Raw genomic sequence first — 16363 nt, 5'->3', positions numbered from 1 at the left:
GGATCGATCCCATCGCGTTGCGGTCAAACTGCCAGTAAACTGCGACCCAATTCCTGAACCACTCTATTCCAGAGGTTTTGCATGACACTCAGTCCTTTTGCGGGTAAACCGGCACCGGCACAATTGTTGGTCGACATCCCGCGACTGGTAACGGCCTATTACACCGGCCAGCCTGATGCCGCGATTTCGACCCAGCGCGTTGCCTTTGGCACGTCCGGGCACCGGGGCAGCTCGTTTGACTTGAGTTTCAACGAATGGCACGTGCTGGCGATCAGCCAGGCGATTTGCCTGTACCGCGAAGCTCAAGGCATCGATGGCCCGCTGTTTGTCGGTATCGACACCCACGCGTTGTCCACGCCGGCCGGCGCCAGTGCCCTCGAAGTGCTGGCCGCCAACGGCGTGACCGTGATGATCGCCGAAGGTGACGAGTACACGCCGACCCCGGCCATTTCCCATGCGATTCTCTGCTACAACCGCGGTCGCACCAGCGGCCTGGCGGACGGCATTGTCATCACGCCGTCCCACAACCCGCCGCAAAGCGGTGGCTACAAGTACAACCCAACCAACGGTGGCCCGGCCGATACCCACATCACCAAGTGGATCGAAGCCAAGGCCAACGAACTGCTGGCCAACAAGCTCGCTGGCGTCAAGCGCATCAGCTACGAGCAGGCACTGAAGGCCGGCACCACCCATCGTCACGACTTCCTCAACACCTATGTCGCCGACCTGATCAACGTGATCGACTTCGACGCCATCCGCGATGCCAAGCTGCGCCTGGGTGTCGATCCGTTGGGTGGTGCGGGGGTGCGCTACTGGTCGGCGATTGCCGAGCATTACCGCCTGGACCTGGACGTGGTGAACAAAGAAGTCGACCCGACCTTCCGCTTCATGACAGTCGATTGGGACGGCCAGATCCGCATGGACCCATCGTCCAGCCACGCCATGCAAGGCCTGATCGGCCTGAAAGAACGCTTTGACGTGGCGTTTGCCTGCGATCCGGACCACGACCGTCATGGCATCGTCACGCCGTCCGGTGGTTTGCTGGCGCCGAACAACTACCTCGCCGTGTCCATCAACTACCTGTTCCAGAACCGTCCGCAATGGCGCGCCGATGCCGCCGTGGGTAAAACCGTGGTCAGCAGCGGCCTGATCGATCGCGTGGCCAAGCGCCTGGATCGTCGCCTGTACGAAGTGCCGGTCGGTTTCAAATGGTTCGCCGACGGCCTGTTCGATGGATCCCTCGGTTTCGGCGGCGAAGAAAGCGCCGGTGCCTCGTTCCTGCGCAAGGACGGCAGCGTCTGGAGCACCGACAAGGACGGTTTGATTCCGGCCCTGCTGGCCGCCGAGATGACGGCCCGCACCGGTCGCGACCCGAGCCAGGCGTACCGTGCCTTGACCGACGAACTGGGTGAGCCGTTCTCGGTACGGGTCGACGCCAAGGCCAATCCGGAGCAGAAAGCGCTGTTGAGCAAACTGTCGCCGCAACAGGTCACCTCGACCCAACTGGCCGGCGAGCCGATCCAGAGCATCCTCAGCCACGCACCGGGCAATGACCAGGCCATTGGCGGTCTCAAGGTCATGACCGAGAACGGCTGGTTCGCGGCGCGTCCGTCGGGCACGGAAGACATCTACAAGATCTACGCCGAAAGCTTTGTCAGCGACGACCACCTCAAGCAACTGGTGGCCGAGGCGCAAACGCTGGTGGATGGTGCCATTTCCGCGAAGTGAGCGACGTAAGTCCTACTGGAGCTGCATATAACCCTGTGGGAGCGAGCAAGCTCGCTCCCACAGGGGGGGCGCTGCAGCCACTAAAAAGGGGCGACCAATACGGTCGCCCCTTTTTTGGATTGCACTCAGAAGATCAAGCCAGGTCCACCAGAACAATCTCGCTGTCCTCGATGGCCGTCACCCGCAGCACTTGCTCATCGGCAACCGCGACACCATCTCGAGCTTGTGCACGCAAGCCATTGACTTCAATGACCCCGGTGGCCGGCACCAGGTACGCACGACGGCCCTTGTCCAGCGGGTATTCGGCAGACTCGCCGGCCTTCAGGTTGGCCGCTACCAGCCGGGCATCGGCGCGGATGCGCAGGCTCTGATCGTCGCCTTCCTTGCCGCTGGCCAGGGTGACAAAACCTTCGCGGTTGCCCTTCGGGAACGGCTTGGCGCCCCAGGACGGGGCCAGGCCGGACTCGTTCGGGATGATCCAGATCTGGAAAATCCGGGTCGGCGTCGCTTCCAGGTTGTACTCGCTGTGGGCGATCCCGGTGCCGGCACTCATGACCTGGACGTCACCGGCTTCGGTGCGGCCCTTGTTGCCAAGGTTGTCCTGATGGGTAATGGCGCCTTCACGGACATAGGTGATGATTTCCATGTCCCGGTGCGGGTGTTGCGGGAAACCGGTGCCGGGAGCAATCACGTCGTCGTTCCAGACCCGCAGGTTGCCCCAGTTCATGCGCTTGGGATCGTAGTACTCGGCGAACGAAAAATGGTGGTGAGCATCCAACCAGCCGTGGTGAGCGCCGCCGAGCGAGTTGAAAGGTCTGAGTTCAAGCATGATCGTCTCCAGAAAAGGTTCGTCATGGGGCGATGCGCCTGGGCCACGAAGCGAGACCGGTGAGTGATGACGGCCATCATCCAACAGGCAACAATCGATAAAAAGCGTAAAAAACGCAGCATTCCCATCGAATGGATTGATATAAAACGAGCTCGAAAGTTTCTCATCCAGCTTTCACTTCATCGCATAAGCCAATGAGTCATAAGCAATTGACTAGAACTCGACGGCAAATGCAGACACCATAGCGCTCAACAGCCTCACACCCTGGAGTCAGTCCGCGTGCCGCAACACACCCCCGATCTTCCTCCTGAACTTCGCCCCCTGGCCGAGATGCCGCTGATCAAGCGATTGCTAGCCCGATTCTTCGGCTACAGCCTGACCCGCCTGCACGCACAGCATCGTGCGTCGTGGTTGCATGGCCAGGCCGACGGTTTTCGCAGCGGTCACAGCGCCGGGGTCGATTACGGCTACAAGGAAGGCAAGCTCGAAGGGCTGGAGGAGGGGCGGCAGGTCCTGCTGATCCGCGACTCGCGCTGCACTGAACACCGACCGCCGAATGTCGATGACCTGCTGTTCGACGATTGGCGCCTGCCATTGAGCGCCGAGTTGAAGAAGCGCATGAAGGCCGATGTCGCCCGCTTGTTGCCGGCCCATGCCCAACCCAGCGCCGCACAGTGGAAAATGATCTTCAGCGATACCCCGTCCACTTCGGTGATCGCGGGTGCCGGTGCAGGCAAATCCACCACCCTGGTGCTGCGTATCTTGCTGTTGACCCATTACCTGGGCTTTGAACTGAGCTCGATGACGGTGGTGACCTTCACCCGTGAGTCGCGCAAGGACTTCATCAACAAGCTGATCGAACTGTTTGCGCTCTGGGGCCGTGCGATCAGTTTCAAGGAGGCGCGGGATCTGGTGCGTACCTTTCACTCGCGAATCCTGCCGATGGTGCGCAGCCTTCCGGGCTTCGAGCGTTTGCAGGCTTTTGAAAACCTCAACCTGCGGGCCGCACAGGGTGATGAGGAGGTCGACAGCAATCCGTTCGATCTGCGCATCAACGACGCTCAACGCCAGCAGCTCAACGCCTGCTATCACCGGCTGCACAGTGACGATGAGCGTTTTCGCGGGCTGATCAAGCCATTGTCCCGGCATGCCCTGCAACTCAAGGAGCTGGAGCGCGATCACCCGGATGTGCAGAAACGCATGGGCGTTACCGAACTGGCGGCCAAACGTGATGAGGAACTGTGCGACGCCATCGAGGACCTGTGGTTTCGCGCCGGTGCCTGGCCCATCAAGGGCATCGAACCGAATCGCCAGTCGTTCGATATCAATGGTTCGACATTCCATTGCCACGGCTACATCCCGTCCCTGGATGCCTGGGTGGTGCTGGGGTTCGATCCTCGGGAAAACCCACAGGTCACGCGACCGAACGCCAAGCTGACGGTGCGTGCAGAGTGGGCAGTAAAGCGCACCCTGTTTCAAGCTTTCTGTCGTAAGCCATTGATATGGCTGGATAGTTACGAATCATCAAAGCGTGTCTTGGCCTCGCTCGCCGGCGATGCCAGCGCCGGGCCGGGCTTCGATTACAAGGTCAAGGGCGAGCTCGCTTCCGCGCCGCTGCTCGATTGCTTTGTCGCCGCCGCCGGGTTCATCGAAAACCTCGGGCTGGATGTGCCGAGCGCGGTAGGCCAGATGAGTTTCGCCAAGGACGATCCCGACCGGTTCTTCTTCGAAGCCTTGAGCCTTTACTGGCGGGCGCTGGACGATCACTTGCTGGATCAGAAGCCGCCGATCATGACCTACAACCGGATGTTCGCCCTGTTCAGCGAGCATTCTCCGGAGAACCTCAAGCTGCTCGGCGATGAACTGCTGCGGCCGCTGTCACACCTGATGATCGACGAATTCCAGGATGTCTCGCCGCAGATCGTCTCCTGGATCAGGGCCAGCCTGGCAGAGATCCGCAGTCGCGGGCCGGCCATGCACGTCGGGCGCGGAGCCCAGCGCTCCTCGCTGCTCTGTGTGGGCGATGACTGGCAGTCCATTTATGGGTGGCGCGGCAGTTCGCCGACCTACTTCATGGAGTTCAACAAGGAGTTCCCGTCGCCGAGCACCACCAAGGTCATGCTCAGCGACAACTACCGCAGCCACCAGCACATCATCGATGCCGCCGAGCACATCGTGCGTGCAGCACCGGCCATTGCCGGGAAGAAAGCCAAAGCCAGCGGTGAACCCAAGGCGTTGTTGCCGGTGAAGGTCCTCGATCGTGATGACCAGGGCATGGCCCAACGCCTGATGGAGCATTACCGAAAGGGAGATTCGATCTTGATGCTTTATCGAAAAAGTAGCGATAAGTTATTGATAGAAGAGCATATTCAGCCTGTAGTTAATGCTGATTCTAGCTTGCCGTATGAGGCTCGCAGGCTCAAGCAACTGACGTATCACAGCGCCAAGGGCCTCCAGGCCGATGCGGTGTTTTTGCTGGGCGACTGCCAGCACCTGACCAGTTCGCCTTACAAGAATCAGGTTTACCGGATGGCGGGCCTGGGCAAGGCCGGTGACAGCGAACCCTACGACAATGCCCAGAAGGACGAGATCCTGCGGCTGGCCTACGTCGGTATTACCCGCGCCGTCAGCCATTGCTACTGGTACGTCGATGCCCAAGACACCCAGGCCGCGAACATGCCCAAGGCCTCCGACCGGATCGGCAAGGGCAAGGCGTTCTTTGTCGACCATCGACAAGGCAAGGCCTCGGCCTGAATTGCAAAGATCGCAGCCTTCGGCAGCTCCTACGAATGAACGCAACCTTATGTAGGAGCTGCCGAAGGCTGCGATCTTTTGATCTTTTCTTTACCCACAAAAAAGCCCATCTGACGTGGGCTTTTTTGTGGCCGTTCAGCCTTCAGGCATAACTCCTGAACGCTTCTGGTGGAACGAAGGCTTCAAGTTCATCCTCCACCGCTTCGATTATCAGTTCTACATCCGCGGCATTCATGACGGTGGCGCACGGAATACCGGCAATGGCGATCATGGTCTCGCCAGTGGCACGATCAAAAAGACGGGCAATCATGCTGCCCGGCGCGTCCATGCTCGCCTCGAAACCCATGGGATGAAAATGCCAGCGCATCAGCTGGCAGGCGTTTGGAAATGTAACCTTGCTGAACCCTTTATTCATGTGTTGCCCGCCTTCATTATCGAGCGCGTCCGTTAGCTCATGGTAGGAGGGAAGAACCTTCATTGGTTCAACCAGTGACAGTTTTTAAAAGTAGCATCCGGATGTGAAAATAATGTGGAGTTTTCAGGTCGTTTGGCGATTGCCGGCGTTTTTTTTGATCCAGCTCACGCATATCGGCCGTTTGCGGGCACCCGCCATCATCGGTTTAGTCGTTGAAGACAAAACGGAAGTTGGGCAAGCTCGGTGTTTTTCCGTCGAGATGTCCAATGCACGCCGATGATGATGGCCCGCTGCAAACCCAGGTCACGGGCGAGACGGTCATGCGCTATCACTTGCGCTGGAAGCACCGGGATCTGGACGGCGTCATGGCGCTTTATCACCCTGAAGTGCAGTACAACGATTTCTTCCAGAACAAGGTCATGGGCCTGGCCGAGTTGCGCGATTACGTGCGCAGCAGCATGCCCCGGGATCCGGATGAGGCGCTGGAGCATTCCGACCGCATTCGACTGGACGGCAATACCGCGTTCATTCAGTACCGCATCACCCTGCGCGGCGGTGAAGGGCTGGTGTCGTTCCGCGCCAGCGAAGCGATCACCGTCAAGGACGGGCTGATCTGGCGGGTCAATGAATATGCTTCATTGGTGCACGAACAACCCGGTAGCAAAACGTCCGGCAATCAGCGCCCGGCGGTCAGCCGGCTCGGCCTGTCGCCGCGCCAATTGAGCTTCATGGCCGATGACCTGCAGCAGTATTTCCAGGGTCAACAGCCTTATCTGGACCCGGAGCTCGATCTGCAACGAGTGGCGAAGGAGTGTGGTTACAGCCGCAACCAGATTTCCTACCTGTTGAACCAGGTGCTGGGCCAGAGTTTCTATCGTTACGTCAACCAGGCGCGTCTGCAACATTTGCTTGCAGCGCTGGATGCCGCGACGCCGCCAGTGCGTATCGATGAACTGGCCTTCGCTGCCGGATTCAATTCACTGTCGGCGTTCTACAGCTGTTTCAGCCAGCACACCGGCCAGTCACCCAAGGCCTACGTCAAACAAATTTCTTTGCGTGCACGCGCGCAAGACAGCGCCTGAGCCCACGCACTAGGATCGACGCCATCGAAGTTTGAGTGGCGGAGTCTTGCATGCCGGCGTGGCGCACTATCAGTTTGTGGATGGACCAGCTCGACGAGCCGCTGTTGGCGCGTCCGGCGCTGGAGCGGGATCTTGATGTCGACGTGGCGATCATCGGCGCGGGCTACACCGGGCTCTGGACCGCGTACTACCTCAAGCAACACAAACCTGACCTGAACATTGCCATCGTAGAAGCGCAAACCGCCGGTTTCGGCGCGTCGGGGCGCAATGGTGGCTGGCTGATGGGCAATTTGCTGGGTGAAGATCGCCTGCTGGCCAAGCTGTCGGCCGAAGAACGCCGTGCCTCCTACGATTTGTTGCACAGCATTCCGGATGAAGTGGAGATTGTCCTCGAACGCGAGGGGATCGACTGCGATTACCGTAAAGGCGGGGTGCTGTATTGCGCCGCACGCTATCCGGAGCAGGAGGCCAGCCTGCGTCACTACCTGGACGATCTGCACCGCCAGGGCCTCAACGACAGCCACTATCGCTGGCTGACCCCGGAGCAACTGGCGCAACAGATCCGCGTCGCCAAACCCTACGGCGGTATCTACGCGCCGCACGTGGCAACCATTCACCCGGCCAGGCTGGTACGGGGGCTGGCCCGGGCGGTGGAGCGCCTGGGCGTCAGAATCTACGAAAACAGCCCGGTCACCCATTGGCAGTCCGGCAGCCTGCGCACGGCGAAAGCTTCGGTGCGCAGTCGCTGGGTGGTGCCGGCGGTAGAAGGCTACTCGGTCACGCTGCCGCCATTGGGGCGTTATCAGATGCCGGTGCAGAGCCTGATCGTCGCGACCGAGCCCTTGTCGGCGGCTACCTGGGACGAAATCGGCCTGAGCCGCGGCCAGGCGTTCAGCGAGGCCAGTCGCCAGGTCACCTACGGTCAGCGCACCGCAGACAACCGATTGATCTTTGGCGCCCGAGGCGGGTACCAGTTTGCCGGCAAGCTGCGCCACGACTTCGACCTGACCACTGACGAAATACAGCTGCGGCGCTACCTGTTCGGCGAACTGTTCCCGCAGTTGAAGAACGTGCAGATCACCCATTCCTGGGGCGGCAACCTGGGCATGTCCCGGCATTTCCAGCCGCACATGCTTTGCGACCGGGCCAATGGCATTGCCTTGTCTGGCGGCTATGGCGGGGAGGGCGTTGGCGCCAGCAACCTGGGAGGCCGCACGCTGGCCGACCTGATCCTTGGACGCGACACCGAACTGGTGCGCCAGCCGTGGGTCATCCCCCAGCGCGGCCTCGACGCACTGCGGGCCTGGGAACAGGAGCCGATCCGCTGGCTCGGCTACAACGCGATCATCCGCAGCTTTGTCCATGAGGACCAGACCCTGGCCAACCCGGCCACTGCGCCCTGGCGGCGCAAGCTGGCCAGCGGGGTCGCGGGTTTCATGGAAGGTTTCATGCACTAAACGGCGCGCTCTTCATCTACAGGCTACATCGACAGGTATTCCCATGAGCATCACGCAATTCAAGAACACCGCAACCCTGAAACTGGACGAATCCAATCCGGTCGCCGTGCCCCTGGGTACCCCGGTGGCCGTGGCTTCGACCACCAGCGTCGAACGCGACGACGGCGTCGAGACCGGCGTCTGGGAATGCACCCCCGGGCGCTGGCGGCGGCAGATCGTCGCCCAGGAGTTCTGCCACTTCATCCAGGGGCGCTGCACCTTCACCCCGGACGGCGGCGAGCCCCTGCACATAGAAGCCGGCGATGCACTGATGTTGCCGGCCAACAGCCTCGGCATCTGGGACATCCAGGAAACCGTGCGCAAGACCTACGTTCTGATTTTCTGAATATTCATTTTTGATCCTTTGATTGCCTGCCAACAAAAAAAACCCTACAGGAATCGACCCATGCTGCGAAAGACACTGACTCTGGCCCCGCTGATGCTGGTTGCATCGATCAGCCAGGCCGCCGAAACCGTCAAGATCTACAACTGGTCGGATTACATCGCGCCAGACACCACGAAAAACTTCCAGAAAGAAACCGGCATCGGCTTCACCTACGACGTCTACGACAGCAACGAGACCCTCGATGGCAAGTTGATGACCGGCAAATCCGGCTACGACGTGGTGTTCCCGTCCAACCACTTCATGGCCCGGCAGATTGAAGGCGGCGCGCTGAAGAAACTCGACAAGAGTCAGTTGCCGAACTGGAAGAACCTCAACCCGGTATTGCTCAAGGCATTGCAGACCAACGACCCGGGCAACGAACACGGCTTCCCGTACCTGTGGGGCAGCACCGGCATCGGCTACAACATTGCCAAGGTCAAGGCCGTGCTGGGGGACAACGCCCCGGTGGATTCCTGGGACCTGATCTTCAAGCCCGAGAACATGCAGAAGTTACAGAAATGCGGCGTGGCCATCCTCGACAACGGCCCCGAACTACTGCCGGCCGCGTTGAACTACCTTGGGTTGCCGCCTCACAGCAAGAACCCGGAAGACTACAAGAAGGCCGAAGCCCTGTTGCTGAAAGTGCGGCCGTATGTCAGCTATTTCCACTCGTCGAAGTACACCAGCGACCTGGCCAACGGCGATATCTGCGTCGCGGTCGGCTTCTCCGGCGACATCCTGCAAGCGGAAAACCGCGCCAGGGAAGCCAACAACGGCATCGACATCGGCTACTCGATTCCCAAGGAGGGCGCTGCGATCTGGTTCGACATGGTTGCCATGCCGGCCGATGCCCCGGATGAAAAGGCCGGTTACGCCTTCATGAACTACCTGCTGCGCCCGGACGTCATGGCCAGCGTCAGCAATTACGTGCATTACGCCAATGGCAACGAGACGGCCGACAGCCTGATCGACCCGGCGATCAAGAACGACACCAAGGTTTACCCAAGCCCGGAAATGATGGGCAAGCTGTTTGCGCTGGAAGCCATGCCGCTGAACATCGACCGGGTGCGTACCCGGGTCTGGAACAAGATTCGCACCGGCAGCTAAAGCGGTGAGCGGCCATCGGGACAGGACGTCCCGATGCCATCGTCATCAGCCGACCGGCTCGGCTGCGCAACTCATCTGGCCTGAACCGGGTATCTGGAAAAATACGTCATCGTCGATTTGCCAGAAGCTGTAGCTGCCTTTGTAGTCCTTGCCCGTGTACTGGGTTCCGGAATTGTTTGGCACCTGGTTCAGCGTCACCGAGGTGTTGGCCCATTTCAGGAACACCACGCCCGGCTCGACCGTAAAGAAGGTGGCGGCAACCAATGCGTTAAACCCTGCGCAACGATAAGCCAAGGGGCCTTCGGTGAGTCTGCTGGGGTCCTTGGTTCTCGCAATGGCCGAGCCCTGGCGCAGTTGGAACGCACGCTCGGCATAACTTCGCACGACGCACGCCTTGGCTTGAGTCCCGCCACCACATTGGTTACGGGACTCAAGCCAGAACCGCTGATCGATCTCGACTTTGTTAGGGCGCGGCACTGAATGTTCGTCGGTGAGCGCCAGGAGATAAAGACGATCGAGTTCCAGGTCCATGCGCGCCAGTTGAGCGTCGTGACAGATAAGCTTTTCGGCGGATGCCTGGGGCGTGGCGCAATCGAAACTGGTTTTGTACGTTGGCAAGGGCTTTGGCTTGGCCTTTTTGGCGGCTTCACACACGCTCGCCGTCACGCACGCGCTGACGGCGAGCACAGAGGCCAGAAGTGGCATGACCATTTTCATTTCGGCGTCACCTGAGTCTTTGCGTGATGCCCGTATTGCAACGCCTGTGTCGAAGCGTTGCACAGTCATTCGGTCGCACGGGGTCTATCGAGTGTAAAGCAGTGCTCGAAACCTGCCACATCGTGCCAGGAGAAACGTCAGTCTTCTTCTTCGCGAATCGTCGCCACTTCATCGGCCCTGACTTTCACCATCGCACCCGAAATGTCCTCAAACTCAAAGAACCCGTCCTTGGTTTTGGTTTTCGGTATGTCCTTGGTCAGGTATTGAGTGCCGTTCTGCAGCGTCACCACCGTTGGCGTCGAGCAACCGGCCAGCGCCAGCAGGGCCGCTGCAGCCAGGGGCAAGCCCAATGTCTTGATGTCCATGATCACCTCCCGTTCGTTTAAAGCAGCGCCATCAGCCCGAGGCTGTCACTGCACCTGTATGGCGGTTGGTGCCGCCAGTGGGCAGAAAGTTCTACTGCCCGGGGAAAATTCCGTACAGCGCCGCCATTTATCCTTTTCCGATTGCGCCACGCGGCGTGGAACTGGTATCTGTATGCATAACCAGTACCTATCGCCATGGCCCATTTCCCAGTGACCGCAAATCCCCTCGACGATCCGTTCTACTACTTGAACAACTTCATGCAAGTGCTTGATTGGCTTGAGCAACGCTTTGCCGATGTGCTGAGCGTCGAAGAGCTGCGTTTCATTAATCAGTTTAAGCGGTTGCCCCGTGAATCGCAGGCACTGCTGGTCAGAATGGTCATGCGCAAGGGCGTTCATTTCAGGGCGAGCAAACTGCATTACGAGGAAATTGGCGATACCGGCAGCGCTGTCAGGCCGCTGCTGGCGCTTGGTTGGGTCGATGAGCAAATGCCTTTGGCGGTCGAAGCGCTGTTCGAGGTGCTGCTCAAGGGTGAAATACTCCAGGCCTTTGGCCCGGTCATCGATCAACCCAAAGGCAAGAAAGCCGATTGGTTGCCAGCGCTGTGCGAGCAGTTTCCCCAGGTGCAAAGCTTCAACGACTGGTGCCCGACCCTGGACGAGCGGCTATTCAGCCTGACCATCATGCAATTGTGCGATCGCCTGCGCCTGATGTTTTTCGGCAACCTGTATCAGGACTGGTCGGAGTTCGTGTTGGCCGACCTCGGTATCTACACCTACGAAAAAGTCGAATTCTGCGCCGAGTCCCGTGGCTTGCGCAGCCGCGAAGACGTGGATGCCTGCGTCCTCCTGCACGCGTACCAGCAACAATTCGAGGCCGGTGAAGCGCTGGAGGAGGTGGCGGAGCGGATCAAGGGCCTGGCGCTGGATAATCCGTGGTTGCAACGCCGGCGCGGCAAGCTGCTGTTCCAGATGGCCCAGTACTGCGAACGCATCGCGGATTTCTCCCTGGCCCTGAGCCTGTACCGCGAATGCGCTTATCCGGGCGCGCGTGCGCGGCTGATTCGCGTGCTGGAACGCAGCGGCCAGTTCGAGCAGGCCATGGACCTGGCCGTGCAGGCCGAACAGGCAGCGGAAAGCGCCGCCGAACACCAGCAGTTGCTCCGCGTGCTGCCACGCCTGCGGCGCAAGCTCGGCGGGCCGCCCATCAAGCGGGCAGCGCCTCGGGAAATGCAGCGCCTTGACCTGCAATTGCCCAGGACAGACCCGGCGTTATCGGTGGAGTTCTACGTTCAGGCGCATCTGGCGGAGGATTCGGCACCGGTGCACTACGTGGAAAACAGCCTGGTCAATTCACTGTTTGGCCTGCTGTGCTGGCCAGCGATCTTCGCGCCGTTGCCGGGGGCGTTTTTTCACCCGTTCCAGCGCGGGCCGGTGGACCTGCTCAGCGAAGACTTCCAGGTCCGCCGGGCCGAACTGTTTCAGGCGTGCCTGGCCGAACTCGACGACGGGCGCTATCGGCAGACCATCCACGAACGGTATGCCGCCAAGTGGGGCGTGCAGTCACCGTTCGTGTTCTGGAGCGTGCTCAGCGAAGAGTTGCTGGAGCAAGCCCTCGATTGCCTTCCGGCCGAACACCTCAAGCACTGGTTCAACCGCCTCCTGCTGGACATCAAGGCCAATCGCGCCGGCATGCCGGACCTGATCCAGTTCTGGCCGCAGCAAAAGACCTACCGCATGATCGAAGTCAAAGGCCCGGGCGATCGCCTGCAGGACAACCAGTTGCGCTGGCTGGAGTTCTGCCACGAACACCAGATGCCGATCGCCGTGTGCTACGTGCAATGGGCGGAGCAGGACGATTGAGCTACAGCATTGCGGTGCGTGCGCTGTGCGAGTTCACCGCCAAGGTCGGCGACCTCGACCTGCGCTTCACACCGTCACCGACTGCGCTGGAAGGCATCGTCGGTCACCGTACGGTGGCCTCGCGGCGCAGCGACAGTTACCAGAGCGAAGTCGCCCTCGAGGGCCAGTATCAGACCTTGACGGTCAAGGGCAGGGCGGATGGCTATGACCCCGGGCAAAACTGCCTGGAGGAGGTCAAGACCTACCGCGGCGACTTGAGTAAACAACCGGCCAACCACCGTCAATTGCATTGGGCCCAGGTGAAAATCTACGGCTGGTTGATGTGCCGGAAACTGGATCTGGCACGGATCAATCTGGCTCTGGTGTACTTCGACATCGTCAGCGAAAAGGAGACCTGCCTGGTCGAGCCTTTCGACGCCACCGAGCTGCAACAATTCTTCGAACGGCATTGCGCGCGGTTCCTGCAATGGGCCGAACAGGAAGTCGCCCATCGAGAAGGGCGCAATCGGGCGGCCCAGGGCCTGGCCTTTCCCCATGCCGGTTTTCGACCGGGGCAGCGCCATCTGGCCGAATCGGTGTTCAAGGCCGTCAGCACGGGGCGCTGCCTGATGGCCCAGGCGCCCACGGGCATCGGCAAGACCCTGGGCACCTTGTTCCCCATGCTCAAGGCCCTGGCGCCGCAGCAACTGGACAAAGTGTTCTTCCTCACCGCGAAAACCCCGGGACGCCAACTGGCCCTGGACGCCGCGCAAGTGATACTTGCCAGCGCCGATGCGCCGCCGTTGCGGGTGCTGGAGATGATCGCCCGGGACAAGGCCTGCGAACACCGGGACAAAGCCTGCCACGGCGAGTCCTGTCCACTGGCCCGGGGCTTCTACGATCGCCTGCCCGCCGCACGGCAGGCGGCCAGCCAACTGAGCCTGTTGAACCAGAGCGCCTTGCGTGAGGTTGCCCTGGCGCACGATGTCTGCCCGTATTACCTGAGCCAGGAGATGGCGCGTTGGGCCGACGTGGTAGTTGCCGACTACAACTATTACTTCGATTTCAGCGCGTTGCTGTTCGGCCTGGCTCAGGCCAACAACTGGAAGGTCGCGGTGCTGGTCGACGAAGCCCACAACCTGGTGGAACGCGGCCGGCAGATGTATAGCGCCAGCCTTGATCAGGCGACCTTCAACGGCGTGCGCAAAACCGCGCCCGACGTGCTGAAAAAACCGATGCAGCGGGTCAACCGCGAGTGGAATGCCCTGCATAACGCACAAACCGGCGCCTATCAGGCTTATGACAAGGCGCCGGAAAAGCTCCTTCAGGCACTGTCATCGTGCAGCGCCAGCATCGGTGACTACCTCAACGATCACCCTCAAGGCCTGGACAGCGCGGTGCAGGGGTTTTACTTCGACATGCTGCACTTTTGCCGGGTCGCCGAACTGTTCGATGAGCAGTTCCTGTTCGACATCAGCAAGCGCGACCTCGAGCGCCAGCGCAACCTCTCGCAACTGTGCCTGCGCAATGTGGTCCCCGCCGGGTTCATCCGTCCGCGCCTGACCGCCGCGCGTAGCACGGTGCTGTTTTCCGCGACCCTCAGCCCCCGGCACTATTACGCCGATTTACTGGGAACACCGGTGGACACGGTGTGCATCGACGTCGAGTCGCCGTTTCACGCCGATCAACTGCAAGTGCACATCGTCGACCAGATCTCCACGCGGTTCGTACATCGCCAGGCGTCTCTGGAACCGATCGTGGACTTGATCGCCAGGCAGTTCTGCGAGCGCCCCGGCAATTACCTGGCGTTTTTCAGCAGTTTCGATTATTTGCAGCAGGTAGCGCAGTTGCTGGCCGAGAAACATCCGCACATCAGTCTGTGGTCGCAGTCCCGAGGCATGGGCGAAGCGCAGCGTCAGCAGTTTCTCGATCAGTTCCACGCCGACGGCCAGGGCGTCGGCTTTGCGGTGCTGGGCGGGGCCTTCGGTGAAGGCATCGATTTGCCCGGCGCCCGATTGATCGGCGCATTTATCGCCACGCTGGGGCTGGCGCAGCTCAATCCGGTGAACGAGCAACTGAAACGGCGCATGGCCGCGATTTTCGGTGCCGGTTATGACTACACCTACCTTTATCCCGGTGTGCAGAAAGTGGTGCAGGCCGCTGGACGGGTGATCCGTACGCAACAGGATCAAGGGGTGGTGATGTTGATCGACGACCGTTTTGGCGAGAGCAAGGTCAGGCAGTTGCTGCCGCGTTGGTGGGCCATAGCAGGCTTGCATCGGTTCAATCAGTCGGAGCATCACAGCATCGGGTTGTCGCCCTGTGGGAGTGAGCTTGCTCGCGATAGCGCAGGGTCAGGCAACATCATTGCCGACTGACAGGACGCCATCGCGAGCAGGCTCGCTCCCACAAGGAGATAGGCTATGGCTTGAGGGGCGGATCAGCCCTTGAGATGGCGCAAGCTGCGCTCCATCCGCGTAATGCCTTCTTCCAGCAGCGACCGTGGGCAGCCGAAGTTCAGGCGTACGAACTGCTTGCAGTCATCGCCGAAGTCCAGGCCGGCGCTCAAACCGACCTTGGCCTGTTCCAGGAAGAACTGCTGCGGGTCGTCCAGCCCCAGTGCCGTGCAATCGAGCCACGCCAGGTAGGTGCTTTGCGGCAGGTTCATGGTGATGCCCGGCAGGCGGGTGCGTACGGCCTCGGCCAGGAAGTCGCGGTTGCCTTGCAGGTAGTCCTTCAGCTCGGCCAGCCATGGCGCGGCTTCGCTGTAGGCGACGCGGGTGGCTTCCATGCCCAGCGGATTGACGCTGTCGACCATACCGCAACGGGCGTGGTTGACCTTCTCGTGCAGGTGGCGGTCCTGGATGATCATGAACGAGGTCTTCAGGCCGGCGATGTTGTAGGCCTTGCTCGCCGACATCAGCGTGATGGTGCGCTGGGCGACTTGCGGGCTCAGGGTCGCCATCGGAATGTGCTGGCGGCCGTCGAAGCACAACTCGGCGTGGATCTCGTCGGAAATGATCCAGGCACCGTGCTCAAGGCAAATGTCGGCAATGGCTTGCAGTTCTGCGCGGGGGAAGGCCTTGCCCAGCGGGTTATGCGGGTTGCTCAGCAGCAGTGCGCCACCACCTCGCAGCGACTGGCTCAGGGTATCCAGCGGCGTGGAGTAGGTGCCGTCGGCTTGCGCATCGAAATTCAGTTCGACCTTGTTCAGGCCCCAATGCCCGGGTGCATGGCGCAGCGGCGGGTAGTTCGGCACCTGCACAACGACATTCTGTGGCGCCTGCACCAGTGCCTTCAGTGCCATGTTGAAACCGGACTCGACGCCCGGCAGGAAAATCAGCTCCTGGGGCTCGACGCGCCAGGCGTATTTGTTCCAGAGGTCGGCAACGATCGCCTCGCGCAGGTCATTCTGGGCCACGCTGTAGCCGACCATCGGGTGTTCCAGTCGCTTTTGCAGGGCCTGGATAATCACCGGCGGCGCGGCGAAGTCCATGTCGGCGACCCACATCGGCAACACGTCGGCCGGATAGCGGCTCCACTTGGTACTGCCGGTGTGGTGGCGGTCGAACACCTGATCAAAATCGAAAGTCATGCGCAAATCTCATAAAGGCCGGGTTAAACATGGCTGCCATGATAAGCG

At 60.6% G+C, this 16363-nt stretch carries 13 protein-coding genes; 8 read left to right on the top strand and 5 right to left on the bottom strand.

What is annotated here, in order from left to right:
* Positions 1–81: 81 nt before the first annotated feature.
* Positions 82–1728 (top strand): phosphoglucomutase (alpha-D-glucose-1,6-bisphosphate-dependent), encoded by a 1647-nt coding sequence (gene pgm, locus AC3IP0_RS14145; protein WP_489327768.1) that lies wholly within the window; start codon positions 82–84, stop codon positions 1726–1728.
* 133 nt (positions 1729–1861) lie between these two features.
* On the opposite strand, the gene AC3IP0_RS14140 is transcribed toward pgm, so the two are convergent.
* Complete coding sequence (locus tag AC3IP0_RS14140; RefSeq protein WP_008002066.1) at positions 1862–2557, bottom strand: pirin family protein; 696 nt, start codon at positions 2555–2557, stop codon at positions 1862–1864.
* A gap of 279 nt (positions 2558–2836) precedes the next feature.
* On the opposite strand from AC3IP0_RS14140, the gene AC3IP0_RS14135 reads away from it, so the two are divergent.
* Positions 2837–5311 (top strand): UvrD-helicase domain-containing protein, encoded by a 2475-nt coding sequence (locus AC3IP0_RS14135; RefSeq protein WP_489327767.1) that lies wholly within the window; start codon positions 2837–2839, stop codon positions 5309–5311.
* A gap of 142 nt (positions 5312–5453) precedes the next feature.
* Here the strand turns inward: AC3IP0_RS14135 and AC3IP0_RS14130 are convergent, their stop codons facing one another.
* Positions 5454–5726 (bottom strand): DUF1652 domain-containing protein, encoded by a 273-nt coding sequence (locus AC3IP0_RS14130; RefSeq protein ID WP_150755521.1) that lies wholly within the window; start codon positions 5724–5726, stop codon positions 5454–5456.
* A 266-nt stretch (positions 5727–5992) separates the two neighbouring features.
* Here AC3IP0_RS14130 and AC3IP0_RS14125 point away from each other — a divergent pair, with 266 nt between their 5' ends.
* Genes AC3IP0_RS14125 through AC3IP0_RS14110 form a run of 4 tightly spaced genes read left to right on the top strand, consistent with a single transcriptional unit; the run spans position 5993 to position 9796 of the window.
* Positions 5993–6808, top strand: a complete 816-nt coding sequence (locus AC3IP0_RS14125) for a helix-turn-helix domain-containing protein (protein WP_489327765.1) — start codon at positions 5993–5995, stop codon at positions 6806–6808.
* 50 nt (positions 6809–6858) lie between these two features.
* Positions 6859–8265, top strand: coding sequence for an NAD(P)/FAD-dependent oxidoreductase (locus tag AC3IP0_RS14120; RefSeq protein ID WP_489327764.1), 1407 nt, complete (start codon positions 6859–6861; stop codon positions 8263–8265).
* 43 nt (positions 8266–8308) lie between these two features.
* Entirely contained in the window at positions 8309–8650 is a 342-nt protein-coding gene (locus AC3IP0_RS14115) for a cupin domain-containing protein (protein ID WP_008050088.1), read from the top strand.
* Between the two features lie 60 nt (positions 8651–8710).
* A complete protein-coding gene (locus tag AC3IP0_RS14110; protein WP_489327761.1) occupies positions 8711–9796 on the top strand; it encodes a polyamine ABC transporter substrate-binding protein in 1086 nt (361 codons plus the stop codon).
* 45 nt (positions 9797–9841) lie between these two features.
* Here the strand turns inward: AC3IP0_RS14110 and AC3IP0_RS14105 are convergent, their stop codons facing one another.
* Entirely contained in the window at positions 9842–10513 is a 672-nt protein-coding gene (locus tag AC3IP0_RS14105; protein ID WP_489327759.1) for an MliC family protein, read from the bottom strand.
* A 137-nt stretch (positions 10514–10650) separates the two neighbouring features.
* On the bottom strand, positions 10651–10878 hold the full coding sequence (locus AC3IP0_RS14100; RefSeq protein ID WP_150723809.1) for a YgdI/YgdR family lipoprotein: 228 nt from the start codon (positions 10876–10878) through the stop codon (positions 10651–10653).
* A gap of 195 nt (positions 10879–11073) precedes the next feature.
* Here AC3IP0_RS14100 and AC3IP0_RS14095 point away from each other — a divergent pair, with 195 nt between their 5' ends.
* Positions 11074–12741 carry a VRR-NUC domain-containing protein gene (locus AC3IP0_RS14095; protein ID WP_489315803.1) on the top strand — a complete coding sequence of 556 codons (1668 nt, stop codon included), beginning with the start codon at positions 11074–11076 and terminating at the stop codon, positions 12739–12741.
* Positions 12738–15098, top strand: a complete 2361-nt coding sequence (locus tag AC3IP0_RS14090; RefSeq protein WP_489327757.1) for an ATP-dependent DNA helicase — start codon at positions 12738–12740, stop codon at positions 15096–15098. The genes AC3IP0_RS14095 and AC3IP0_RS14090 overlap by 4 nt, the downstream gene beginning before the upstream one ends.
* Positions 15099–15160: 62 nt before the next feature.
* On the opposite strand, the gene AC3IP0_RS14085 is transcribed toward AC3IP0_RS14090, so the two are convergent.
* Positions 15161–16315 (bottom strand): MalY/PatB family protein, encoded by a 1155-nt coding sequence (locus AC3IP0_RS14085; RefSeq protein WP_489327756.1) that lies wholly within the window; start codon positions 16313–16315, stop codon positions 15161–15163.
* Positions 16316–16363 lie beyond the last annotated feature (48 nt).

The sequence above is a fragment of the Pseudomonas sp. GL_103 genome (genome assembly GCF_057835175.1).
This window is presented reverse-complemented; position numbering and strand designations above follow the sequence as displayed.